Origin of the sequence: Allobosea sp. R86505 (genome assembly GCF_042466375.1) — a bacterium.
GTDB lineage: Bacteria > Pseudomonadota > Alphaproteobacteria > Rhizobiales > Beijerinckiaceae > Allobosea.
In genome coordinates this window covers 1947279-1969844 of the sequence record NZ_JAXHPY010000001.1, presented here as the reverse complement: position 1 = coordinate 1969844, position 22566 = coordinate 1947279, and the positions used below count along the sequence as shown (strand labels likewise).

26 protein-coding genes are annotated in these 22566 nt (G+C 67.5%); 19 read left to right on the top strand and 7 right to left on the bottom strand.

Translation table 11 applies throughout. The features are described 5' to 3' along the window. Positions 1-29 precede the first annotated feature (29 nt). Entirely contained in the window at positions 30-308 is a 279-nt protein-coding gene (locus SJY11_RS09440) for a type II toxin-antitoxin system RelE/ParE family toxin (RefSeq protein ID WP_376986326.1), read from the top strand. 12 nt (positions 309-320) lie between these two features. Continuing rightward, positions 321-611, top strand: coding sequence for a HigA family addiction module antitoxin (locus SJY11_RS09435; RefSeq protein ID WP_326906130.1), 291 nt, complete (start codon positions 321-323; stop codon positions 609-611). 13 nt (positions 612-624) lie between these two features. On the opposite strand, the gene SJY11_RS09430 is transcribed toward SJY11_RS09435, so the two are convergent. The 6 genes from SJY11_RS09430 to SJY11_RS09405 form a co-directional block, all read right to left on the bottom strand. Beyond that, positions 625-993 (bottom strand): tRNA-binding protein, encoded by a 369-nt coding sequence (locus SJY11_RS09430; protein ID WP_376986325.1) that lies wholly within the window; start codon positions 991-993, stop codon positions 625-627. Then, a complete protein-coding gene (locus SJY11_RS09425) occupies positions 990-2993 on the bottom strand; it encodes a methyl-accepting chemotaxis protein (protein WP_376986324.1) in 2004 nt (667 codons plus the stop codon). Before SJY11_RS09425 ends, SJY11_RS09430 begins: the two co-directional genes overlap by 4 nt. A 98-nt stretch (positions 2994-3091) precedes the next feature. Then, a complete protein-coding gene (locus tag SJY11_RS09420; protein WP_376986322.1) occupies positions 3092-3838 on the bottom strand; it encodes a TetR/AcrR family transcriptional regulator in 747 nt (248 codons plus the stop codon). Between the two features lie 66 nt (positions 3839-3904). Continuing rightward, on the bottom strand, positions 3905-4720 hold the full coding sequence (gene proC, locus SJY11_RS09415; protein WP_376986321.1) for a pyrroline-5-carboxylate reductase: 816 nt from the start codon (positions 4718-4720) through the stop codon (positions 3905-3907). 157 nt (positions 4721-4877) lie between these two features. Beyond that, positions 4878-5384 (bottom strand): type III secretion system chaperone family protein, encoded by a 507-nt coding sequence (locus SJY11_RS09410; protein WP_376986320.1) that lies wholly within the window; start codon positions 5382-5384, stop codon positions 4878-4880. 360 nt (positions 5385-5744) lie between these two features. Further along, positions 5745-6014 carry an accessory factor UbiK family protein gene (locus tag SJY11_RS09405; protein ID WP_069056071.1) on the bottom strand — a complete coding sequence of 90 codons (270 nt, stop codon included), beginning with the start codon at positions 6012-6014 and terminating at the stop codon, positions 5745-5747. Between the two features lie 206 nt (positions 6015-6220). On the opposite strand from SJY11_RS09405, the gene SJY11_RS09400 reads away from it, so the two are divergent. The 7 genes from SJY11_RS09400 (at position 6221) to pth (ending at position 12787) form a co-directional block, all read left to right on the top strand. After that, positions 6221-6796, top strand: coding sequence for a hypothetical protein (locus SJY11_RS09400; RefSeq protein WP_376986319.1), 576 nt, complete (start codon positions 6221-6223; stop codon positions 6794-6796). 176 nt (positions 6797-6972) lie between these two features. After that, positions 6973-7917 carry a ribose-phosphate pyrophosphokinase gene (locus tag SJY11_RS09395; RefSeq protein ID WP_376986318.1) on the top strand — a complete coding sequence of 315 codons (945 nt, stop codon included), beginning with the start codon at positions 6973-6975 and terminating at the stop codon, positions 7915-7917. Between the two features lie 114 nt (positions 7918-8031). Continuing rightward, the gene (gene queC, locus SJY11_RS09390) at positions 8032-8757 is read left to right on the top strand and encodes a 7-cyano-7-deazaguanine synthase QueC (protein WP_376986317.1); all 726 of its coding nucleotides are present in this window, start codon (positions 8032-8034) and stop codon (positions 8755-8757) included. Next, on the top strand, positions 8747-9310 hold the full coding sequence (locus SJY11_RS09385; protein WP_376986316.1) for a VUT family protein: 564 nt from the start codon (positions 8747-8749) through the stop codon (positions 9308-9310). The genes queC and SJY11_RS09385 overlap by 11 nt, the downstream gene beginning before the upstream one ends. A 211-nt stretch (positions 9311-9521) precedes the next feature. Next, positions 9522-11333, top strand: a complete 1812-nt coding sequence (locus tag SJY11_RS09380; protein ID WP_376986315.1) for a putative bifunctional diguanylate cyclase/phosphodiesterase — start codon at positions 9522-9524, stop codon at positions 11331-11333. 140 nt (positions 11334-11473) lie between these two features. Further along, a complete protein-coding gene (locus SJY11_RS09375) occupies positions 11474-12082 on the top strand; it encodes a 50S ribosomal protein L25/general stress protein Ctc (protein ID WP_376986314.1) in 609 nt (202 codons plus the stop codon). Between the two features lie 90 nt (positions 12083-12172). After that, the gene (gene pth, locus SJY11_RS09370; protein ID WP_376986313.1) at positions 12173-12787 is read left to right on the top strand and encodes an aminoacyl-tRNA hydrolase; all 615 of its coding nucleotides are present in this window, start codon (positions 12173-12175) and stop codon (positions 12785-12787) included. A gap of 6 nt (positions 12788-12793) precedes the next feature. Here the strand turns inward: pth and SJY11_RS09365 are convergent, their stop codons facing one another. After that, entirely contained in the window at positions 12794-12967 is a 174-nt protein-coding gene (locus SJY11_RS09365; protein WP_376986312.1) for a hypothetical protein, read from the bottom strand. Positions 12968-13081: 114 nt separating this feature from the next. Between SJY11_RS09365 and SJY11_RS09360 the strand changes: the two genes are divergently transcribed. The 10 genes from SJY11_RS09360 to SJY11_RS09315 all read left to right on the top strand — a co-directional run bounded on the left by SJY11_RS09360 (position 13082) and on the right by SJY11_RS09315 (position 22497). Next, entirely contained in the window at positions 13082-13414 is a 333-nt protein-coding gene (locus SJY11_RS09360; protein WP_376986311.1) for a FitA-like ribbon-helix-helix domain-containing protein, read from the top strand. Then, positions 13302-13748, top strand: coding sequence for a PIN domain-containing protein (locus tag SJY11_RS09355; RefSeq protein ID WP_376986310.1), 447 nt, complete (start codon positions 13302-13304; stop codon positions 13746-13748). Before SJY11_RS09360 ends, SJY11_RS09355 begins: the two co-directional genes overlap by 113 nt. A gap of 9 nt (positions 13749-13757) precedes the next feature. Further along, positions 13758-14855 carry a redox-regulated ATPase YchF gene (gene ychF, locus SJY11_RS09350; RefSeq protein WP_376986309.1) on the top strand — a complete coding sequence of 366 codons (1098 nt, stop codon included), beginning with the start codon at positions 13758-13760 and terminating at the stop codon, positions 14853-14855. 16 nt (positions 14856-14871) lie between these two features. Beyond that, on the top strand, positions 14872-15885 hold the full coding sequence (locus tag SJY11_RS09345; RefSeq protein WP_376986308.1) for a MaoC family dehydratase: 1014 nt from the start codon (positions 14872-14874) through the stop codon (positions 15883-15885). Between the two features lie 132 nt (positions 15886-16017). Beyond that, on the top strand, positions 16018-17181 hold the full coding sequence (locus tag SJY11_RS09340; protein ID WP_376986307.1) for an alpha-hydroxy acid oxidase: 1164 nt from the start codon (positions 16018-16020) through the stop codon (positions 17179-17181). After that, positions 17178-18074: a ketopantoate reductase family protein gene (locus SJY11_RS09335; protein WP_376986306.1), complete on the top strand. Its 897-nt coding sequence runs from the start codon at positions 17178-17180 to the stop codon at positions 18072-18074. The genes SJY11_RS09340 and SJY11_RS09335 overlap by 4 nt, the downstream gene beginning before the upstream one ends. 125 nt (positions 18075-18199) lie before the next feature. Continuing rightward, complete coding sequence (locus SJY11_RS09330; RefSeq protein ID WP_376986305.1) at positions 18200-19297, top strand: TRAP transporter substrate-binding protein; 1098 nt, start codon at positions 18200-18202, stop codon at positions 19295-19297. Positions 19298-19543: 246 nt separating this feature from the next. After that, the gene (locus SJY11_RS09325; protein ID WP_376986304.1) at positions 19544-20263 is read left to right on the top strand and encodes a GntR family transcriptional regulator; all 720 of its coding nucleotides are present in this window, start codon (positions 19544-19546) and stop codon (positions 20261-20263) included. Between the two features lie 32 nt (positions 20264-20295). Next, entirely contained in the window at positions 20296-21507 is a 1212-nt protein-coding gene (locus tag SJY11_RS09320; RefSeq protein ID WP_376986303.1) for a M24 family metallopeptidase, read from the top strand. A gap of 54 nt (positions 21508-21561) precedes the next feature. Further along, positions 21562-22497: a dihydrodipicolinate synthase family protein gene (locus tag SJY11_RS09315; RefSeq protein ID WP_376986302.1), complete on the top strand. Its 936-nt coding sequence runs from the start codon at positions 21562-21564 to the stop codon at positions 22495-22497. Positions 22498-22566: the final 69 nt, after the last annotated feature.

Genomic DNA, 22566 nt, shown 5'->3' with positions numbered 1-22566 from the left:
AACTGTTAATTGACAGACTACAACTCGTCATGATCGTCAGCATTCGCCACAAAGGTCTCAAGCGCCTTTATGAGAGTGACGATCGACGGGGTTTGAACCCGCAGCATGCAGGCAAGATCGCCTTGGTTCTGGGTGTGCTCGACGTGGCCAGCACGATCGACGAAATCAACATTCCCAGTTTTCGGCTGCATCCCCTCACCGGGGACCTCAAAGGGTTCTGGTCGGTGACGGTACGCGCCAATTGGCGCATCATATTCCGCTTTGAAGACGGGAATGTCTTCGATCTCGATCTGGTCGACTATCATTGACGAGGCTGCGACATGGCGATGCTGAACCCACCTCATCCAGGGTTGCTGCTCCATGAGGAATTGCTCGACCGCGGCCTGACAGTGGCTCAGGCGGCGACGGGTCTCGGCGTCACGCGCCAGCAGTTGCACAAGGTGATCAAGGGCCAAAGCGCGGTCAGCCCGGAAATGGCCCTGCGCCTGGAAAAGGGTATCGGCAGCCGTGCCGATCTCTGGCTCAAGATGCAGATGGCTTTCGACCTTGCCCGGGTCCGGGCGCGCGAAGCGGACATCGATGTGAGGCCGCTGGCGGGATCGGTCGTCTGAACGCGCCGGCGCGTCAGAACAACCGCCCGCCCTTCGGCACCTCAAGCCCCGGCCCGATCAGCACGACCTCGCCCTGCTCGTCGGGCACGCCGAGCGTCAGCACCTCGGACATGAACTTGCCGATCTGGCGCGGCGGGAAGTTCACCACCGCCAGAACCTGCCGGCCCGGCAGGTCCTCGCAGGTGTAGTGCTTCGTGATCTGCGCCGAGGACTTCTTCAGGCCGATCGTCCCGCCGAAATCGATCACCAGCTTGATCGCGGGCTTGCGCGCCTCCGGATAGGGCGAGGCCTCGACGATCGTGCCGACGCGGATGTCGACCTTCAGGAAATCGTCGAAGCCGATCGTCGCGGCCAGAGCGGCGCTGTCGGAGGGGCCGCTCAAAACTCGGCCCATCCCTTGTCATGCGCGCTCATGTCGGACTTGCGCGCCGCACCGCCGCCGCCGGCCGCGGCAGCGACGGGCCGGGCCACAGGCCGGGCGACCGGGGGCGCGGACTTGCGCGGTGCGGGCGCCGGCGCGACAGCCGCCTGCATCGTGCGGGCCATCGCCTTCAAGCCGGCGACATCGCCGCCGAGCTGGAAGCGCGCGACCAGCGCGGCCAGGCGGTCGGCCTCCTGCGAGAGCGAATGCGCGGCGGCGGTCGACTGCTCGGCCATGGCGGCGTTCTGCTGGGTCGACTGATCCATCTCGCCGACCGCGGTGTTGACCTCCTGCAGACCCGAGGCCTGCTCCTGCGCGGCGCTGGCGATCTCGGAGACGAGGCCCGTGGCGCGAGTGATCTCCTGGGCCATGCGCTGCAGCGCACTGCCGGTCTGGCCGACCAGGGCGACGCCCTTCTCGACCTCGCTGTTGGAGGCGGCGATCAGTTCCTTGATCTCCTTGGCGGCTTCCGCCGAGCGCTGGGCGAGCGCCCGCACCTCGGAGGCGACCACCGCGAAGCCCTTGCCGGCATCGCCGGCGCGCGCGGCCTCGACGCTGGCGTTCAGCGCCAGCAGATTGGTCTGGAAGGCGATCTCGTCGATCACGCCGACGATCTGCGAGATCTCCTCGGCGGATTTCTCGATGCCGCCCATCGCCACCACGGCGTCGCGCACGATCGCGGTCGACTGCTCGGCCTCGGCCTTGACCTGCGTCGTCGCCTGATTGGCCTGGCGCGCGCTCTCGGCCGTCTGCCGCACGGTCGCAGTGAGCTCGTCGAGCGCGGTCGCGGTCTCCTCGACGGAAGCCGCCTGCTGCTCGGTGCGCCCGGCGAGGTCGTCGGCAGCCTGGCTGATCTCGATCGAGCCCGACTTCATGCTCTCGGTGTTGGTCGCGATCTGCCGCATCGTCTCCTGCAGCTTGCCGATCGCGGCGTTGAAGTCGTCGCGCAGCTTGGCGTAGTCGGAGCCGAAATTCTCGTTGATGCGGTAGGTCAGGTCGCCCTCGGCCAGATGCTCCAGGCCGGTGCCGAGCGCCGCGACGACGCCCTCCTGCGTCCGGGAGAGCTCGGCCCGCTCGGCCTCGCTGCGTCGGCGCTGGCCGTCGGCCGCATCGCGATGTTCTGCAGCCTCCTGCTCGACGCGCACCTTGTCGGCCTCCATGGCGTCCTTCGCCACGGCGGCGTCGCGGAAGATCACGAGGGCCCGCGCCATCGAGCCGATCTCGTCGGGCCGGTCCTGATGGGCGATGGCGGTCTGGAGATTGCCCGCGGCGAGCGCGTTCATCGTGCCCGACAGTGAGGTCAGCATGCCGTTGGCGCGGCGGCTCAGGACGATGACGAGGCCGAACATGAGCAGGCCCAGCGGCACCAGCACCTTGGCGACGTCGATGGTCATGCGCAGGAAAGCCGCGTCGACGTCATGGACATGCAGACCGGTGCCGATCAGCCACTGCCACTTCGGCACCGACATGACGTAGGAGATCTTGAGGGATGCTTCCTTGTCGCCCGGCTTGGTCCAGTCGTAGTCGATGTAACCGGCGCCCTTGTCCCGGGCAAGCTTGATCATGTCCTGCACGAAGAAGCGCCCCTTGGCGTCCTTCAACGGGGTCATGTCGGTCGTCTCGATCTTCTTGTTGGCATGCGAGACGCTGATGCCGTTGAAGCCGATGACGAAATAATAGTTGCCGCCATCGAAGCGCGCGCTGGCCAGGGCGTCGAGCGCCATCTTCTTGGCCTCGGCCTCTGGCAGCTCGCCCTTCTCGGCCCGCGCGAGGAAGCTGTTCACCGTCGTCGTGGCGGCTTCGACCGCGTTCTTCACCTCGGCGCGTTTGAGTTCCATCATGTCGTCGCGCGCCATGTAGAGCGCGAGTCCGGCGCTGGTGACGGACATCACGACAGCGAGTCCTGCGATCAGCGCGAAGGAGCGGCTGATCGACAAGGTGGCGAGCTTCTTCAGCGACATGCGCATGACCCCTGCGAAACGAGATTCGCAAGAGTCGCAAGAAATGGCTAATACACGCTTAACGTTAAGCGCGCCGCACCCGCTTTGTTAACCTTGTCTCAGATCGCCGGGGCGAAATCCTCACCCGTCCGGCGCAGGCTCTCGTCGGAGCGCTCGCGCCGCCGCGCGCCGGGCCGCCGTCCCGAGCACAGCGCCCGGGCCAGCCCGCGCAGCGGCGCCGTCAGCCGGTGAACATCCTCGACGCGGGCCATGACCGAACCCGCCGTCTTCAGCTCGCGGTCGAGTCGCGCCATGGTCCGCGACAGTTCCGGCTCGTCATCGTCCAGCCAGACCTCGCTGACTCGCGCCATCAGCAGAACGGCGCCCTGCACCCGCACCGGACCCAGAGCATCCTCGGTGCGGATGCCGGCCGAGGCCAGCATATAGCGCCAGGAATTCACCGCGCCTCGATTGAGCGCAGCCATGGTCAGCGGGTCACGCCGGATCACCGGTGCGATGCGGCGAAGCCCCACCTTGTAGGGCGCCAGCGCATCGAGCCGCCGCATCACCAGGTCGAACAGGCGCTCGCGCACCGGCTCGGCGGCAAGATCGTCGGAGGTGTCGGCGAGCACGGCCTCGTCGACGAGGCGGGTCAGGCCGCCCAGCATGGCGAGCTTCGAGGGGAACAGGCCTCGCAGCTTGGCGAGCGGCAGCCCCGCCTCGGCCGCGATGTCGCCGAGCTCGATCTCGTCCCAGGGATGCGTGGCGGCCAGGCGCATCAGCGCCTCGACGGCCTGCTTGCGCGGATCGACCGGCGGCTCGACCGGAGCAGCAGCGGATGTGGGGGGCAGCGGAGCGCGGGCCATGGCGGTTCTCCTTCGCGACGGTTGTCAGGAGAAGCTAGGCTGCGATCGCGGCCTATGAAAGGCCGATCAGCCCGAAAGCTCCCCGGCGCGACGTTTGGCGGCAGCCACGGTCTCGACCACCAGCGGCTCCAGCGCCCCCATCAGCACGGACAATCCGGCCGCCGTGGTCCCCGCCGGCGAGGTCACGTTCTGGCGCAGGGTCGCGGGCGACAGCGGCGACTGATGGAGCAGTTCGCCCGCCCCCTCGATCGTCGCCCGCGCCAGGCGCTCGGCGATGTCGGCGGGCAGACCGGCCGCCTTGCCGGCCGCGGCAAGGCACTCGACCAGATGGAAGACATAGGCCGGCCCCGAGCCCGACACCGCCGTGACGGCGTCGATCAGCCCCTCGTCCTCGAGCCATTCCACCGTGCCGATGCTGCGCAGCAGGGCATCGGCCATCGCGCGCTGGGCGCCGGTGACGCCGCGGCCCGCCGCCGCGCCCGTGGCGCCGCGCTGCACCGAGGCCGGCAGGTTGGGCATGGCCCGGATCATCGCGGTGGCGTTGGGCAGCCGCGCCGACAGATCCGACAAAGTCTTGCCGGCAAGGATCGAGATCAGCAGCGTCTCGGGGCCGATCAGCGCCTGCACCGCGGGAGCCGCCGTGTCGAGCATCTGCGGCTTGGTCGCCAGCACCAGCACCTCGACGGAGGTCAGCGAGGCCGGATCGGGATTGATCGCCATGCCCTTCGCCGCGGCGAGGCCGACCAGCTCGTCGGAGGGGTGGGGGTCGAACAGGCTGATGCCGGCCGGGTTCATGCCGATCCGCAGCCAGCCCTCCAGCATCGCGCCACCCATCTTGCCGGCGCCGAGAAGAACGAGGGAGGTCGGCAGGGGGCTGGACATGGCGGATTCTCGCGGCTCTCGGGGATGGGCGTCATTCTCGGGCTCGTCCCGAGAATCTCAAGACCGGAAGTCTCCGGTTGGAGATGGTCGGGTCAAGCCCGACCATGACGCGCTGCTCCCTGCCCGGGTCAAGCCCGGGCATGACGATCCGCGAAACTCACGCCTCTCCGACGGTCTCCAGCATCGAGCCTTCGAGCCCTTCGCGGGCCGTCTTGCCGGCCCAGACGACGAACTGGAAGGCCTGGAAATAGCGCTCGCAGGCGTCGATGGCCGCCTTGATCAGCGCCGCCGCCTGCTCGTCCGTCGGCTCGGCCCCGCCCGAGAGCAGCAGGGCGTGGCGGTACATCACCACGTTCTCCGAGCTCCACAGGTCGAAATGGCCGAGCCAGAGCTGCTCGTTGACGAGGCTGACCAGTTGCAGCACCTCGCCGCGCCGCCTCTCCGGCACCTTCAGATCGAAGGCGCAGGCGACATGGATCGCCTCGACCTCCTCCAGCCAGGTGATCGCGACGTGATAGTCCGACCAGCCGCCGGTGACCGCGACCGACAACTCGTCATCGCTGTCGCGGTCGAAGCTCCAGTTGTTGAGGGCGGCGAGCCGCTCAATCAGGTTGAGGGGGTTGGAGGGCCGATCGAGTTCGCCGTCCAGTTCGAGATCCATCATGCCCTTGGGTCCAACTGCCGGACGCCGCGGAGGGCGCGGTCCGGCGCGTTCGAGAACGGGAACACGGCGACGGGAAAACTGAAGGAACGCAACCCACAGGCGCAGCGCCGGCGGGAGACCGGGTGCAACGCTTCGTCCAACCCAGCCTAAGCGGCTGGACTGACGAATCAATTTCTCCACCGACGTTAGCGCAGGGCGTATGACACTCCCAACACGATGTGACGCTCGGCGGATTCGGGGGGAGGCTCAATCCCCATGGCGGCCTGTCCACAGCACATGGCTGTGGATGCCGGCGCCGCCGGCGCGGCGCCCAACCGGATGTGGGGCTGCGCGCCCGAATCTCTCGTCGGGAACGCGGGGTCAGGCCTTGGCGTCGGATGCCGGCTGGGCCGCGGCCTCGAGCGCGGCGAGGCGGGCCGCCAACCGGTCGTTCTCCTCGCGGGCGAGGACGGCCATCTCGCGCACCGCCTCGAACTCCTCGCGGGTCACCACATCGAGGTCCCGCAGCAGGCGCTCGATCTGCGTCTTCACGACGGTCTCGACCTCGCGACGCATGCCCTGGGCTGCGCCGGCGGCGTCGGTGGCGAGGCGGGCGATGTCGTCGAGGATACGGCTGCTGGTCGTGACCATGGGGGCTCTCCGGACAAAGGCCCGTCGGGGCCGGCTTCACCGCTATATGGGGGAGGACGAGGCCTCCCGCAATCGGACGGAGCGCCACGGGCCGCCCCCCCCGAAAGGCCCGTCTGGACCTGCGGTGCGCATCGGCCTAGAAAGGCCGCACAGGGACTGTAAAAACACTCCAACACGTCAGCGACCAAAGACAAGCGGGAGGCGTCATGATCGTTCGTTTCAGCGGCCCCGTCCTCGGGGTGGTCGCCGCACTCGCGCTCGCGGGCTGCCAGGAAACCACCACCGCCGCACGCCCCCGGGTGGACGCACCGGGCGTTCCGGTCTCGGTCCAGAGCATTTCCGGCGCGCCCGATTCGGTGACGACGCGCTTCGCCGGCCTGCTCGGCGAGGCCGCCGCCGAGCGGCGCATGGAGATCGTGCCCGGCGACAAGCCGGCCCGCTTCCGCGTCCGCGGCTATCTCACCGCCCAGCCGACCGAGGACGGGCAGACCGCGCTCGCCTTCGTCTGGGACGTCTATGACGAGAGCAAGAAGCGCGCGCAGCGAGTCCAGGGCGAAAGCCTCGGCCGCCGGGGCGGCGGGTCCGATCCCTGGTCGGGCATCGACCAGACCGTCGTCGCCAAGGCCGCAGCCGAATCGATGGATGCGATCGCGAGCTTCCTGGTGACGACGCCGGCCGTGGAGGCCGTTTTGCCGGCCGACAAGGCCAAGACCGCCACCGCCAAGCAGGCCGGCAACGCAGCGAAGACGGCGGGCACTGCCACGAGCGGCCGCAGGCTCTGATCGAAGCCGTCCGGGCGGGGCCGCAAGGCGAACGCGTCTGCGTCGATTTGGCAACCATTGCACACGGCTTTCGCAGTGCAGCGGTCGACTCACCGTCACACCGCTGTTAAGAGCGCTGCCATCAGGGCCGGCCGTGCGCCGGCCATCCAGCCCCGTTCCAAATGGTGCGCCACGGCATGCCCTCTTCGTTCAAAGTCGTCGCCGGCAATTCCAACCGGCCGCTTGCGGAAGCCATCTGCACCCATCTCGGCATCCCTCTCACCAAGGCGTCGGTACGTCGTTTCGCCGACATGGAGGTCTTCGTCGAGATTCAGGAGAATGTGCGCGGACAGGACGTCTTCATCATCCAGTCCACCTCCTTCCCGACCAATGACCACCTGATGGAGCTGCTGATCATCACCGATGCGCTGCGCCGCTCCTCGGCGCGTCGCATCACGGCGGTGATTCCCTATTTCGGCTACGCCCGGCAGGATCGTCGCGCTTCGGGCCGCACGCCGATCTCGGCCAAGCTCGTCGCCAACCTGATCACTCATGCCGGCGTCGACCGGGTGCTGACGCTCGATCTCCATGCCGGGCAGATTCAGGGCTTCTTCGACATCCCGACCGACAACCTCTTCGGCGCCCCCCTGATGTCGCGCGACATCAAGGAGCGGCTCGACTACAAGAACGCCATGGTCGTATCGCCGGACGTCGGCGGCGTGGTGCGTGCGCGCGCGCTGGCCAAGCGCATCGACGCGCCGCTCGCTATCGTCGACAAGCGCCGCGACCGGCCCGGTGAATCCGAGGTGATGAACATCATCGGCTCGGTCGAGGGCCGCTCCTGCATCCTGCTCGACGACATCGTCGATTCCGGCGGTACGCTGGTGAACGCGGCCGAGGCGCTGCTCGACCAGGGCGCCCGCGAGGTCTACGCCTACATCACCCATGGCGTGCTCTCGGGCGGCGCCGTGGCGCGCATCGCCAATTCCAAGCTGAAGGAACTGGTGATCACCGATTCGATCATGCCCACCGAGGCGGTGAAGGTGGCGCGCAACATCCGCGTCCTCTCGATCGCGCAGCTGATGGGCGAGGCGATCGAGCGCACGGCGCAGGAAACCAGCGTCTCCAGCCTGTTCGACTAAGGCGGGTCGAATGCCGACCTCTCCCGTCATTGCGAGCGTAGCGAAGCAATCCAGCAGGCTCGCGCAGTCGCTCTGGATTGCTTCGCTGCGCTCGCAATGACGGCTAGTGCACCCATGACTTCCCGCGCCATCGTTCTGTTCTCGGGCGGGCAGGATTCCACCGTCGCCCTCGCCTGGGCCCTCGAGCGTTTCGACGTGGTGGAGACCGTCGGCTTCGACTATGGCCAGCGTCACCGCGTCGAGCTCGACTGCCGTACCACGATCCGGAAAGCCCTGCCCGCACTCTCGCCGCACTATGCGCAGCGCCTCGGTGCCGATCACATGGTCGATCTCGCCGCGCTCGGCGCGATCTCCGAGACGGCGCTGACCCGCGATACCGAAATCGCCTTCGCCGAGACGGGGCTTCCCACAACCTTCGTCCCCGGCCGCAACCTGATCTTCCTGACCTTCGCCGCGGCGCTGGCCTATCGCCGCGGCGCCAAGCACATCGTGCTCGGCGTCTGCGAGACCGACTATTCCGGCTATCCCGACTGCCGCGACGACACGATCAAGGCGATGCAGGTCGCGCTCGGCCTCGGACTAGACCGCCGGCTCGTGCTGCACACGCCGCTGATGTGGCGCGACAAGGCGCAGACCTTCGCCCTGGCCCGTGCGCTCGGCGGCGAGGCACTGCTCGATCTGGTGGTCGAGCAGAGCCATAGCTGCTATCTCGGCGACCGTTCGACCCGGCACCCCTGGGGCTATGGCTGCGGCGGCTGCCCCGCCTGCGAGCTGCGGGCCAAAGGCTATGCCGCCTATCTGATTGCTCCCGACGACAGCGGACCTTCCCATGACTCTTGACCGTCAGCGCCGGATCGAAGGGCTCGTCGCCCTCGTCCTCTTCGCCCTGACCATTCCCGCCGCGAACTGGCTGATCGGCAATGCCGGCACCGTCTGCGTGCCCAACGGCCCCTGCCTCGTTCCGGTCTGGCCCGGCATCAAGGCCCCCAGCGGCGTGCTGATGATCGGGCTGGCGCTGGTGCTGCGCGACATCGTCCAGCGCCGTCTGGGCACGGCCGCCGGCCTCGGCGCCATCGCGGTCGGCGCCGCGATCTCCGGCTTTGTCGCGCCGACGGCGATCGTCGTCGCCTCGGTGGCCGCCTTCCTGCTTTCCGAGCTTGCGGATTTCGCCGTCTATACGCCGCTGCAGAAGCGCCGCTTCGTCACGGCGGTGGTCGCATCGAGCCTGATCGGGCTCGTCGTTGACAGCGTCGTCTTCCTGCAACTCGCCTTCGGCAGCCTCGATTTCCTCAGCGGCCAGATCATCGGCAAGGCCTGGATGGTGCTGCTCGCCCTGCCCCTGATGCATCTGCTCCGCCGTCGCGACGAGCGGCTGGGGCTGGTGGCCGCCTGAGGTTCGGCGCGGTCGCGCGCCAAAAATCTGGCCCCGAAGCCACACAACGGGGTCTTTTTCCGAGATCGTAGCCCGGTCCGAACAATTTGAGCCAACGCCGCAACGCCGGCTTCACGGCGAGGTGCGATACCTGCCGCTTCGTCACACGGGGCCGGCAATGCACGAAGACCGTTCGTCGGAACGCCTGCAAGCGCTGCAGAACGAGATCCTGGTGTCCATCGCCCGGGGTGAGGCGCTCTGCACCGTCATGGAACGCCTGTGCCTGCGCGTCGAAGCGATCGCTCCGGGCGTCATCTGTTCCGTTCTGGCGCTGGACGAGGAGCGGCGCCTGGTCTCGCTCGCCACGCCGTCCCTCCCGGCCTCCTACGCGGCCGCCGTGACGGGGGTCGAGGTCGGCCCGCGCGTCGGCTCCTGCGGCACCGCGATCCACCGGGGCGAGCCCGTCTGCGTCACCGACATTGCCAGCGACCCGCTGTGGCAGGGTTTCGAGGATCTCGTGCTGCCGCTCGGCCTTCGAGCCTGCTGGTCCAGCCCCATCAAGGCGCGCGATGGGCGCGTCGTCGGCAGTTTCGCCTTCTACTACGACCAGCCGCGCGGCCCCGACGAACTCGAGCGCCAGATCGTCGAGACCTGCGTCCATCTCTGCGCGATCGCGATCGAGCACGAGGAGGTTCGTTCGCACAATCATCGGCTGGCCTATTACGATACGCTGACGGCGCTCCCGAACCGGGCGAGCTTCAACGAGGCGATCGCGCGTCTGACCGCCGCGACGCCGCTCGATTTCGGCCTGATGCTGATCGACATCGATCACCTGAAGGTCGTCAACGACACGATGGGTCATGCCGCAGGCGACGCGCTCATCGCGACGGTGGGAATCCGGATCCAGTCCGTGGCTGGCGAGGCCGTGGCCTATCGCATCGGCGGCGACGAGTTCGCCGTGATCCTGCCGCGAGGAACGACGGCGGCGCAGATGCGGGCGACCGCCTGCGCCATCCTCGCTGCGATGGCACCCCCGCTCGATCACGACGGACACGGCATCATGCCGAGCGTCACCATCGGCGCCGCCCTGGCGGGCGAGGATGGCGAAGATGGCGTCACGCTGCGCCAGAACGCCGATTTTGCGCTCTACCATGCCAAGGAGACCCGTCGCGGCGGCTATGTCCGCTTCAAGGACGGGCTGCGGACCTCGATGACGCGACGTCTGCAGATCAAGCGCGACGTCGATGTCGCCCTGACCGAGGGCCGGATCATTCCCTATTACCAGCCGGTCCTGCGGATCGACACCGACGAGATCGTCGGTCTGGAGGCGCTTGCCCGCATGCGCTTGCCGGATGGGCGCGTCGCCTCCGCCGTCGAATTCCAGGAGGCGATGGCCGATCCAAAGGTGGCCCATCGCATCACCGGGCAGATGCTGAACGCCGTGGCCGCCGACATGGCGGCCTGGCAGAGCGCCGGCATCCCGTTCCAGCATGTCGGCATGAACGTGACCTCCGCCGACTTCCAGAAAGGGGATCTGGTCCAGCGCATCGTGCGGGCCATGGAGCGCACCGGCGTGTCGCCCCGGCATCTGGTGGTCGAGATTACCGAGCAGGTCTTTATGGGCCGGAGCAAGGACGGCGTCGCCCGCACGATCGCGGCGCTGCGCGAGCGCGGCATCTGCGTGGCGCTCGACGATTTCGGCACCGGATTTGCCTCCCTCACCCATCTGCTCGATTTCCCCGTCGACATCATCAAGATCGACCGCTCCTTCATCGCCGCCGCCCAGACCAGCACCAAGAGCAGCGTCATCGTCGAGGCGATGGTCGGGATCGCCCACCGGCTCGGCATGCGGATCATCACCGAGGGGATCGAGACGCAGGCCCAGGCCGAATGGCTCCAATCCATGGGCTGTCGGCTCGGCCAGGGCTTCCTCTATGCCCAGGCCCTGCCGGCTGGCATCGTCGGGGAGCTTCTGCAGCGCTTCGGCGCCAAGCCCGACAGGGCGGCAGCCCGGCTCCGGGGCGTCACCGCCTCCGCCGCCTGACGCATCGCGGGCTTGAGATCGCCGCCCTTTTCGCTTATGAGCCTGCCAGCGTCCGACTGACACCCTTGGAGGCACGGACGCCGAACCGCAAAGAGGCCGCCTGCTGGCGGCCTTGTCTTTTCAAGCAAGGATTCAAAACCATGACCGCCGTGAAGCAAATCGAGGCTTCGGCGCGCGCACAGGTCGGCAAGGGGGCCGCCCGTGCAGTTCGTCGTCAAGGCCAGACACCCGCCGTCATCTATGGCGGTGGCGCCGCTCCCGAAGCCATCGCGCTCGACGCCAACAAGACCCGCCTCCTGATCTATGGCGGCCATTTCCTGACCACGCTGTTCGAAATCAGCGTCGACGGCAAGAAGCAGCGCGTGATCCCGCGCGACTACCAGCTCGACCCGGTCAAGGACTTCCCGATCCATGTCGACTTCCTGCGCGTCGCCGCGGGCCAGACGGTGACGGTTGAGGTTCCGATCCATGTCGTCGGCCAGGAGTTGAGCCCCGGCGTGAAGAACGGCGGCCTGGTGCAGATCGTCGAGCACTCGCTCGAGATCACGGTCGAGCCGGAGCACATCCCGGAGGCCTTCGAGGTCTCGGTGGCCGGGCTCCAGATCGGCGACGCCCTCGAGGCGAGCGTGATCAAGCTGCCGAAGGGCGCCAAGCTCACGGTCGGCTCGGACGCCACCATCGTCACCATCGTTCCGCCGATGGTTGAAGAGGCCGACGAAGCTGCCGAGGCCGAGGCCGCGAAGGCCTGATCGGGCTTTTTCGTCCGGCATCTCGCCATCACAGACAATGCGAACGGCCGGGGCTTCCCGGCCGTTTTGCCGTGAGGGACGACCATCGTCATGCTGATCTTCGCAGGGCTCGGCAATCCCGGCGCGCGCTATGCCCGCAACCGGCACAATATCGGCTTCATGGCGCTGGACGCCATCGCACGCACGCATCGCGCCTCGCCATGGCGCGGCCGCTTCCAGGCCGAGGCCTGCGAGGCGACGATCGGCACCGAGAAGGTCGTGCTGCTCAAGCCGCAGACCTACATGAACGAATCCGGCCGCGCGATCGGCGAGGCGGCGCGCTTCTTCAAGGTCGCGCCCGCCGACGTCATCGTCTTCCACGACGAACTCGACCTCGCCCCGGCCAAGCTGCGCGTGAAACTCGGCGGCGGCAATGCCGGCCATAACGGCCTGCGCTCGACCACAGCCGCGATCGGCAACGACTACCGCCGGGTCCGCATGGGCATCGGCCATCCCGGCCTGAAGGAGCTCGTCCACGCCTATGTGCTGAACGATTTCGGCAAGGCGGAGGGGCCCTGGGTCGAGGATCTCTGCACCGCCTGCGCCGACAACGCCGAGCTTCTGGCGAAGCACGACGACGCCGGCTTTCAGAACAAGGTGCATCTCTTCATGGAGGCGCACGGCCACGGCGCCGTGAAGCGGCTGGGCGAGAAGGCCGGCGACTGAGACGACTCAGTAGGGCAGTTGCGCTCCGGGCTTGGCGATCGTCACGCGGCTGGCCGAATGGTCGCCCTCATCGGCCCATTGCATCGCGCTCATGATCACCTGCGCCCCCGGCTTAAGCTCGCTCGCTTCGGCTGGCGCCGCCTCTGTGGTGTTGTTTCGGGCGGGATCGTCAGCGTCCATCTTGCGCCAAAGGATATCAGACCGCCACGGACGTTCGTACGGCCGACCACAGCCCGGATCATTGACACGAAAACACGGAAACACGATGTTGGACTGCCGCGAGGTTGGTATGAGATGAAGAATTTGACGGTGACACTTCCTGACGAGACGCTGTCGCGCCTGCGCGTGGCAGCGGCGCGGGAAGGCAAGAGCATGTCCAAATTCGTGACCGAACTGCTCGAACGGCGCGTTGGCCGGACGATCAGCCAGCGCGAAGCGCTCGACAGGTTCCTCGCCGGGCCTCCTCTGCCGCTGTCGGACGAAAACGGCAAACTCCCTTCCCGGACCGAATTGTATGACGAGCACCTTCTTTCTCGACACGAACGTGCTGATCTACAGCCGGGATCCGGGCGCGAGGCAGAAGCAGGATCGGTCGCGGATGTGGCTGAACGCTCTGATCGAGACTAAGCCGCCGGTGATCAACCTGCAGGTCATCAACGAGTTCTGCCACGTCGCGCTGCGTAAGCTTCCGCATCTCGATGTGGAAACCGTGAGAGCCGACGCCGAAGGCCTGAGGATTTGGGGCGACACGCCCATCGATCACGAGACACTGACGGACGCCTGGCAGATCCGCGAGGCAGCAGGCTATCAATGGTTCGATTGCGTGCTACTCGCCGCTGCGCAGAATTTGGGGTGTTCCCACTTCCTCAGTGAAGACATGCGGCATGGTCACGTCGTAAACGGCATCACGATCGTCAATCCGTTCATCGCCCTCCCCGGCGATTTCATACTTCGAGACTGAAAGACCACCATGGGTTTCAAATGCGGTATCGTCGGCCTGCCGAATGTCGGCAAGTCGACCCTCTTCAACGCGCTGACGCAGACGGCGGCCGCCCAGGCCGCGAACTACCCGTTCTGCACCATCGAGCCCAATGTCGGCGACGTCGCGGTGCCTGATCCCCGGCTGGAGAAGCTCGCCGCCATCGCGGGCTCCAAGGAGATCATCCCGACGCGGCTGACCTTCGTCGACATCGCCGGCCTCGTCCGCGGCGCCTCGAAGGGCGAAGGGCTGGGCAACCAGTTCCTCGCCAACATCCGGGAATGCGACGCCATCGCCCATGTCGTGCGCTGCTTCGAGGACGGCGACATCACCCATGTCGAGGGCAAGGTCGCGCCGATCAACGACATCGAGATCATCGAGACCGAGCTGATGCTGGCTGATCTCGAAAGCCTCGAGAAGCGCGTCCTGCCGCTGGAGAAGAAGGCCAAGACCGGCGACAAGGAGGCCAAGGAACTCGCCGAGCTGATGAACCGCTGCCTCGTGCTGCTGCGCGAGGGCAAGCCCGCCCGCCTCGTCCAGGTCGCCGCCGACGAGCGCAAGGCCTTCGAGACGCTCGGCCTGCTCTCCTCCAAGCCGGTCCTCTATGTCTGCAATGTCGAGGAGGCCGCCGCCGACAAGGGCAACGCCTTCTCGGAAGCTGTGAAGGCCCGAGCGGCGGAAGAGAACGCCGTCGCCGTCGTCGTCTCCGCCAAGATCGAGAGCGAGATCGCCGTCCTACCGGCCGCCGACCAGAAGGACTATCTCGAGGCCGTCGGCCTGGAGGAACCGGGCCTGAACCGCGTCATCCGCGCCGGCTACGCCCTGCTCCACCTCGTCACCTATTTCACGGTCGGACCGAAGGAGGCGCGCGCCTGGACCATCGAGAAGGGCACCAAGGGTCCCGCCGCCGCCGGCGTGATCCATAGCGACTTCGAGAAGGGCTATATCCGCGCCGAGACGATCGCCTATGACGACTACATTGCCCACAAGGGCGAGAGCGGCGCCCGCGAGGCCGGCAAATTCCGGCTCGAAGGCAAGGAATACGTCGTCGCCGACGGCGACGTGCTGCATTTCCGCTTCGCCAACTGAGCGGGCGCTGGGCGCGATGCTGTTTTTCGAGGATTTCATCGTCGGCGAGACGGTGCCGATGGGCAGCCTCGCGGTCTCGGAAGGAGACATCGTCGCCTTCGCCTCGCGATTCGATGCGCAGGACTTCCACGTCGATCCGCACAAGGCAAAGGCGAGCTTCGTCGGCACGCTGATCGCCTCGGGCTGGCACAGTTGCTCGCTGCTGATGCGGCTGATGGCGCAGAGCTTCCTGCTCAACTCCTCAGGGATGGGCGCACCCGGCATCGAGGAGGTGAAATGGCTGCGCCCGGTCCAGCCGGGCGACGTGCTGCACGGCCGCCGCACCGTTACCGAGATCAAGCCCTCGCGCTCGCGCCCGGCGATGAGCCTCGTGCGTTTCAAGCTCGAGCTGCTCAACCAGCGCGACGAGCCGGTGCTGGAGCAGGTCAACTGGATCATGTTCGGCCGGCGCGGCGTCGCCGCCCTGCAGCCGGCGGGCGACTGGCTGGCCCATCCGCCGCTCTATGTCCCGCCCCCCTCGCCCGCCCCGATCGAGCCGCCGGCCGAGCCGACGCCCGCCGCGCGCTTCTTCGAGGACATCGTGATCGGCGACCGCTTCGAGCTCGGCAGCACCGTCTTCACCGCCGACGAGATCATCGCCTTCGCGCGCGCCTTCGATCCGCAGCCCTTCCACATGGACGCGGCGGCGGCGGCGGCATCCTCCTTCGGCCGGCTCGCGGCTTCAGGCTGGCACACGGCCTCGGTCTGGATGGCGACCATGGTCACGCATCGCCGCCGCCAGCTCGCCGCTTTTGGAGAGGGCCGCGCGCCGCGGCTGGGGCCCTCACCGGGCTTCAAGAACCTGCGCTGGACGCGGCCCGTCTTCGCCGGAGACCGCATCACCTACCATTCCGAGGTCACCGACAAGCGCGCCAGCACCTCGCGCCCGCAATGGGGTCTGTTCTTCCACCGCAACACCGGTGTGAACCAGAACGGCGAAGAGGTCTTCAGCTTCGACGGCTGCGTTTTCGTCGAGCGCCTGCCGGGCTGAGCGAGCCGCCCTGCTTCCTTCGCCGGTGCCCCGCGCAACGGTGGCGCTTTTGAGCGCGGGCCTCACCCTGTAGGCAAGGCGCGCGAGGTGGCCGCAGAGCCGCCGGCGAGACATCTCCGGGAGGAGCGCATCGTGGCGGCAGCCCGCATCTTCAGCACGACCCAGATGGCGGCGCGCGCCCGCAAGCGCCTGCCCCGCGCGGTCTACGACTTCATCGAGGGCGGCGCCGGCGCCGAACAGGCGGTGGCCCGCAACCGGGCGCGCTTCGGCGAGATCGCGCTGATGCCGCAGGCCCTGCGCGACTGCGCCGCCGCCCATACCGAGGTCACGCTGTTCGGCCGCCGCTATGCCGCGCCCTTCGGCGTCGCGCCCATGGGCTTCGCCGATCTCGTTTGCCCCGGCACCGACCGCGCGCTCGCCGCCGCGGCCAGGGCACAGAACGTCCCCTACACCCTCTCCACCGCCGCAACGACCTCGATCGAGACCATCGCCGGCATCGCCCAGGACAATCTCTGGTTCCAGCTCTATCCGGGCGCCGACGAGACCATCGCCGCCGGGCTGATGCAGCGGGCGCTCGCGGCCGGCGTGACGACGCTCGTCGTCACCATCGACATCCCCGTGCCGGCGAGGCGCGTGCGCGACCTCACCAACGGCCTCGCCATCCCGTTGAAGCCCTCGCTCGCCACCATCCTCGACGTCGCGCGCCATCCCGGCTGGCTCTGGCGGGCCGCGCGCGGCGAACGGCCGGGCATGGCGAACTTCGTCGAGAACAAGGGGTCGCTGAGCGGCCTCGCCCATGCCGAGTTCGTCGCCCGCCAGCTCTCCTGCCCCGGCCTCGACTGGGCGCGCATCGAGGCGATCCGCAAGGCCTGGCCGCATCACCTCGTCATCAAGGGCATCCTCAACCCGCAGGACGCGCTGATGGCCGAGCGCATCGGCGCCGATGGCGTCGTCGTCTCCAACCATGGCGGGCGTCAGCTCGATTCCGCGCCGTCTTCGATCGAGGTGCTGCCGCGCATCCGCGAGGCCTGCGGCGACCGGCTGGCCCTGATTCTCGACAGCGGCGTGCGTACCGGCGACGACATCGCCCGCAGCCTCGCTTCGGGCGCCGATTTCGTCCTGCTCGGGCGGCCCTTCCTGTTTGCGGTCGCCGCGCTCGGGCTGTCCGACGGCCCAAAGGCGATCATCGACATCCTGCGGGCGGAACTCCTCAACACGCAGATCCATCTCGGCTGCGCCGAGCCCACAGAGCTCGGCAGCGACCATCTCTGGCCCAGGCAGGGAGCCAACCGATGACCATCGCGATCATGGGGGCCGGCGGCGTCGGCTGCTACTACGGCGCCATGCTGGCCCGCGCCGGCCATGGCGTGACGCTGATCGCCCGGCCCCCGCATGTCCAAGCGATCGAGCGGCACGGCCTCGTCTTCGAGGCTCGGGGAACGACCGAGAGGCTTGCGGTCACAGCCACGACCGAGGCCTCCGGCATCGCCGAGGCCGACATCGTGCTGTTCTGCGTGAAGTCGGGCGATACAGAAGAGGCCGGCCGCGCCATCGCACCCCACCTTGCCACAGACGCCACGATCCTCAGCCTGCAAAACGGCGTCGACAATGCGCAACGCCTGCAGACGGTGCTCGGCCGGCCCGTCGTTCCGGCGGCCGTCTATGTCGCGGTCGAGATGCCCGGCCCCGGCCATGTCCGCCATCACGGGCGCGGCGAACTGGTGATCGGCCCGGGCGCGACCAGCGCGGCCATCGCCGAGCGGTTCGGCCGGGCCGGCATCCCCACCGAGGTCTCGGAAAGCGTCATCGGCGCGCTCTGGACCAAGCTGATCGTCAACTGCGCCTACAACGCCCTCTCCGCCATCCCGCAGCTTCCCTATGGCCGGATGATCGCGATCGAGGGCGTGCGCGCCAGCATGGCCGACATCGTCGCCGAATGCCGTGCGGTGGCGCAGGCCGCCGGCATCGCCATCGGCCCCGAAATCCTCGACACCGTCCTGGCACTCGCCCCGGCCATGCCGGCGCAATCCTCATCGACGGCGCAGGACCTCGCCCGCGGCAAGCACACCGAGATCGACCACCTCAACGGCTATGTCGTGCGCACCGGCGAGCGGCTCGGCATTGCGACGCCGGCCAACCGCCTGCTGACGGTGATGGTCAAGCTGATGGAGGAGCGTGCCGGCGCGTGAGGCAGGCCCCTCGGTCGCCGGGCCGTCATGCGCGCATGCGCGTTGTCCCCTCAGCCTCCACCATGCCAAGCTTCCGCTGCGCCAGCGACGGCGCCACAAGAAAAGACGGTTAGGAAACGACACCCATGAAGCGCAGATTGTTCTTGAAGGGCGCCGGCATCGGCGCCGCGGCCGGCATTGCGTCCCCCGCGATCGCCCAGAGCACGCCCACCGTGACATGGCGCCTGGCGTCGAGCTATCCGAAGTCGCTGGAGACGCTCTACGGCGCCTGCACCCATTTTTCGGAAGCGGTCTCGGCCGTCACCGACGGCAAGTTCAAGATCCAGGTCTTCGCGGCCGGCGAGATCGTGCCCGCTCTCCAGGTGGCCGATGCCGTCACCAACGGCACCGTCGAGATGGGCCATTCCGGCTCCTATTTCTACATCGGCAAGGACACCGCCTTCGCCTTCGGCACGGTCATTCCCTGGGGCCCCAACAGCCGCCAGATGCAGGCCTGGCTGTTCCATGCCGGTGGCCTCGAACTGCTCAACGAGTTCTACTCGAAGTTCAACATCTACAACCTGCCGGCCGGCAACACCGGCGCGCAGATGGGCGGCTGGTTCCGCAAGGAGATTAAGTCGGCGGCCGATCTCCAGGGCCTGAAGATGCGCATCGGCGGTCTCGGCGGCAACGTCCTGCAGAAGATGGGCGTGGTGCCGCAGCAGCTCGGCGCCGGCGACATCTACCCGGCGCTGGAACGCGGCGTGCTCGATGCGGTCGAGTTCGTCGGCCCCTATGACGACGAGAAGCTCGGCTTCGCCCGCGTCGCGCCCTATTACTACTATCCCGGCTTCTGGGACGGCTGCGCGGAACTGAGCTTCTTCATCAATCTGGAGAAGTGGAACAGCCTGCCCCCGACCTATCAGAAGGTGCTCAAGACCTGCGCGATGGCCTCCGGCCACGACATGCAGGCAAAATACGATGCGCTCAACCCGCCGGCCCTCAAGCGGCTGATCGCCGGTGGCGCGCAGCTGCGCCCGCTGCCCAACGACATCCTGCGGGCCAGCTACAAGCACACCAAGGATCTCTACGCCGAGATGTCGGCCGCCAACCCGATCTTCAAGAAGATCTACGACCACCTCTGGGCCTTCCAGCAGGACAGCACCCGCTTCTGGCAGATCTCCGACCTCTCCTTCGACCTGATGTCGGCGACGGCGCTGCAGCAACGCTGGCAGGACGGCTGAGACAGCCTGACACACTCCAGCGCAGATCCGGAGACGCTCGTTACGGGCGCCTCCGGACGGCAGCCTCCAGCCTCGGCGGAACGACGCGGCTTGGCCGCGTCATCACCCGGCCCAACTCGGATGGCGCTGCGACAGAACTTTGCCTGATACGATTGGATATTGAACATTTTATCCAATTGACAATCCTGCGGTTTGGAGGCCTTCTCCACACGGGGCCTGCGGGGCCCGTTGAATCCGGATAGCCATGTGGTCGCGCCCCAGTCCATCCGCTCGCGAAGGCCGCTGCTGCGTCAGACCGTCACCGGCGCCACGGTGGCCGAGCTGCGCCGCCGCATCCTCTCCGGGGCCGTCGCCGCCGGCGAGGCGCTGCGGCAGGACGCGCTGGCCCGCGAGTTCGGCATCAGCCGCATCCCCCTGCGCGAGGCCTTCCATCAGCTCGCGGCGGAAGGTCTGGTCACGCTGCATCCGCATCGCGGCGCGGTCGTCACGGCGCTCTCGGCCGCCGACATCGCCGAGCTCTTCGATTTGCGCGCCATGCTGGAGCCCGATCTGATCCGCCGTGCGGTCCCGTTGCTGAACGCCGCCGATTTCAAGCAGGCTGAAACGATCCTGGCCGACTATGCTGCCGCGATCGGTCGGGGCGATCTCGAAGCCTATGGCGAACTGAATCGCGAGTATCACCTCTCGCTCTACCGGGCTTCCGGCCGTGGCCAGACGCTCGAGCTGGTACGCGTCCTGCTCGCCAACACCGACCGCTACACCCGTGTCCAGCTCTCCATGTCCGAAGGCGCCACCGCCCGTGCCAAGCGAGAGCACGCCGCGCTTCTCGATTTCTGCCGGGCGGGCGACGCGGAAGGCGCGGCGCAGCTGACGCATGACCATGTCCTGGCCGTCCGCGAAGACCTGCTGCATCTGCTGGAGCCGGACGAGGCCGACATCACCCTTCCCCAGGCTCCAGCTGCCTGACTTTCACGACTGACCGGCGAGGACTGCGGATCATGACGATCGGAGTGGGCGGATCGAGCTTCGAGGCGGAACTCGCCAAAATGAAGCCGATGACGGACGGCGTCGAGCCGATCGCGGTCGGTGAGTTCAAGCAGCGCATCGCCAAGGCCCAGACACTGATGCGCGAGCAGGGTCTCCAGGCGCTCTACCTCGATACCTCGACGAGCCTGGCTTATTTCACTGGTATCCAGCTCGGCCTGAGCGAGCGGCTGCATGGCGCGGTGATCGCTGTCGAGGGCGAGATCGCCTATCTCAGCCCCGCCTTCGAGGAGCCGAAGACGCGCGAATACATGAAGTTCGGCGACGATGTCCGCTGCTGGGAAGAGCATGAGGACCCGACCGAACTCGTCGTCGAGACCATCCGCAGCATGGGCTATGAGAGCGGCCAGGTCGGCCTCAACCCGCAGACCCCGTTCTTTATCGCCGACGGACTGCGCAAGGCGGGCAACCGCTTCACCTTCACGCAGGGAAGCTCGATCACCGCGACCTGCCGCCAGCTCAAATCGGCGGCCGAAATCGCCCTGATCCAGCGCGCCATGGACATCACCATGGAGGTCCATCGCGCCGCCGCCCGCACCCTGCAGGTCGGCGTGACCACCGCGCAGGTCAAGGATTTCCTCGGCCAGGCCCACCGCAAGCTCGGGATGAGCACCTCCTTCGGCGCCGCGCAGTTCGGCGAGGCGACAGCCTATCCGCATGGCGTGCCCCATGAGCAGACGCTGCAGGATGGCGACATGGTGCTCATCGACATGGGAACCAAGGTCGGTGGCTACTGCTCCGACATCACCCGGACCTATGTCTTCGGCGAGCCGACGCAGCGCCAGCGCGAGATCTGGAACCTCGAAAAGAAGGCGCAGCTCGCCGGCTTCGCCGCTGCCCAGCTCGGCGCTCCCTGCGAGAACGTCGATTTCGGCGCCCGCGGCGTGATCGAGGCGGCCGGCTACGGCCCCGGTTACAAGGTCCCCGGCCTGCCGCACCGCACCGGCCATGGGCTCGGCCTCGACATCCATGAGGAGGCCTACATGGTGAAGGGCAACAAGACCCCCCTGCAGGTCGGCATGTGCTTCTCGATCGAGCCGATGATGTGCATCTACGGCGAGTTCGGCGTGCGCCTCGAGGACATCGCCTACATGGCCGAGGACGGCGCGCGCTGGTTCACCCAGCCCGCCCACACCGTCGACGACCCCTTCGCCTACGAAGCCTGACCCCGCCGGTCTCCGAAACCTGAACGACGCAAGAAACCGCCAAGGAAACGTTCAATGGCCTCAAACATCTTCTCCGGGACGATTCCCGCCCTCATGACGCCGTGCAAGGCGGATCGAAGCCCCGATTTCGATGCCCTCGTCCGCAAGGGCAAGGAACTCGTCGAGGCCGGCATGTCGGCGGTGGTCTATTGCGGCTCGATGGGCGACTGGCCGCTGCTGACCGACGAGCAGCGCATGGAAGGCGTCGCCCGCCTGTGCCAGGCCGGCGTGCCCGTCATCGTCGGCACCGGCGCCCAGAACACGCAGCGCGCCGCCGCCTTCGCCGCCCATGGCAAACGCGTCGGTGCCAAAGGTCTGATGGTGATCCCGCGCGTGCTCTCGCGCGGCCCCTCGGCATCCGCGCAGGCGGCGCATTTCGGCGCCATTCTGGAGGCCGCCGACGGCCTGCCGGCGGTGATCTACAACAGCCCCTATTACGGCTTCGAGACCCGCGCCGAGCTGTTCTTCAAGCTGCGCGAGAGCTACTCCAACCTGATCGGCTTCAAGGAATTCGGCGGCGCCAAGAGCCTGACCTACGCGGCCGAGAACATCACCGGCCAGTCGGAGGACATCACGCTGATGGTCGGCGTCGACACCCAGGTCTTCCACGGCTTCGTCAATTGCGGCGCCAGCGGCGCGATCACCGGCATCGGCAACGTCCTGCCCAGGCCGGTGCTGCACCTCGTCTCGCTCTGCGAGAAGGCCGCCACAGGCGATGTCACGGCGCGCGCCAAGGCGCTCGAACTGGACGGCGCGCTCGGCGTGCTGTCGAGCTTCGACGAGGGGCCGGACCTGGTTCTGTTCTACAAATACCTGATGGTGCTGGAGGGCAGCCCCGAATACGAGCTGCACTTCAACGCCTCCGACAGCCTGACCGAGGGCCAGAAGCACTACGCCAGCACCCAGCTCGCGCTGTTCAAGCGCTGGTATGCGGAGTGGGCGAAGGGCTGACGCTCATCGATCGCTGCGTGATGGGGCATCACGCGCGGGTCATCATCCCGGACGAGTTGGGAAGCGGCA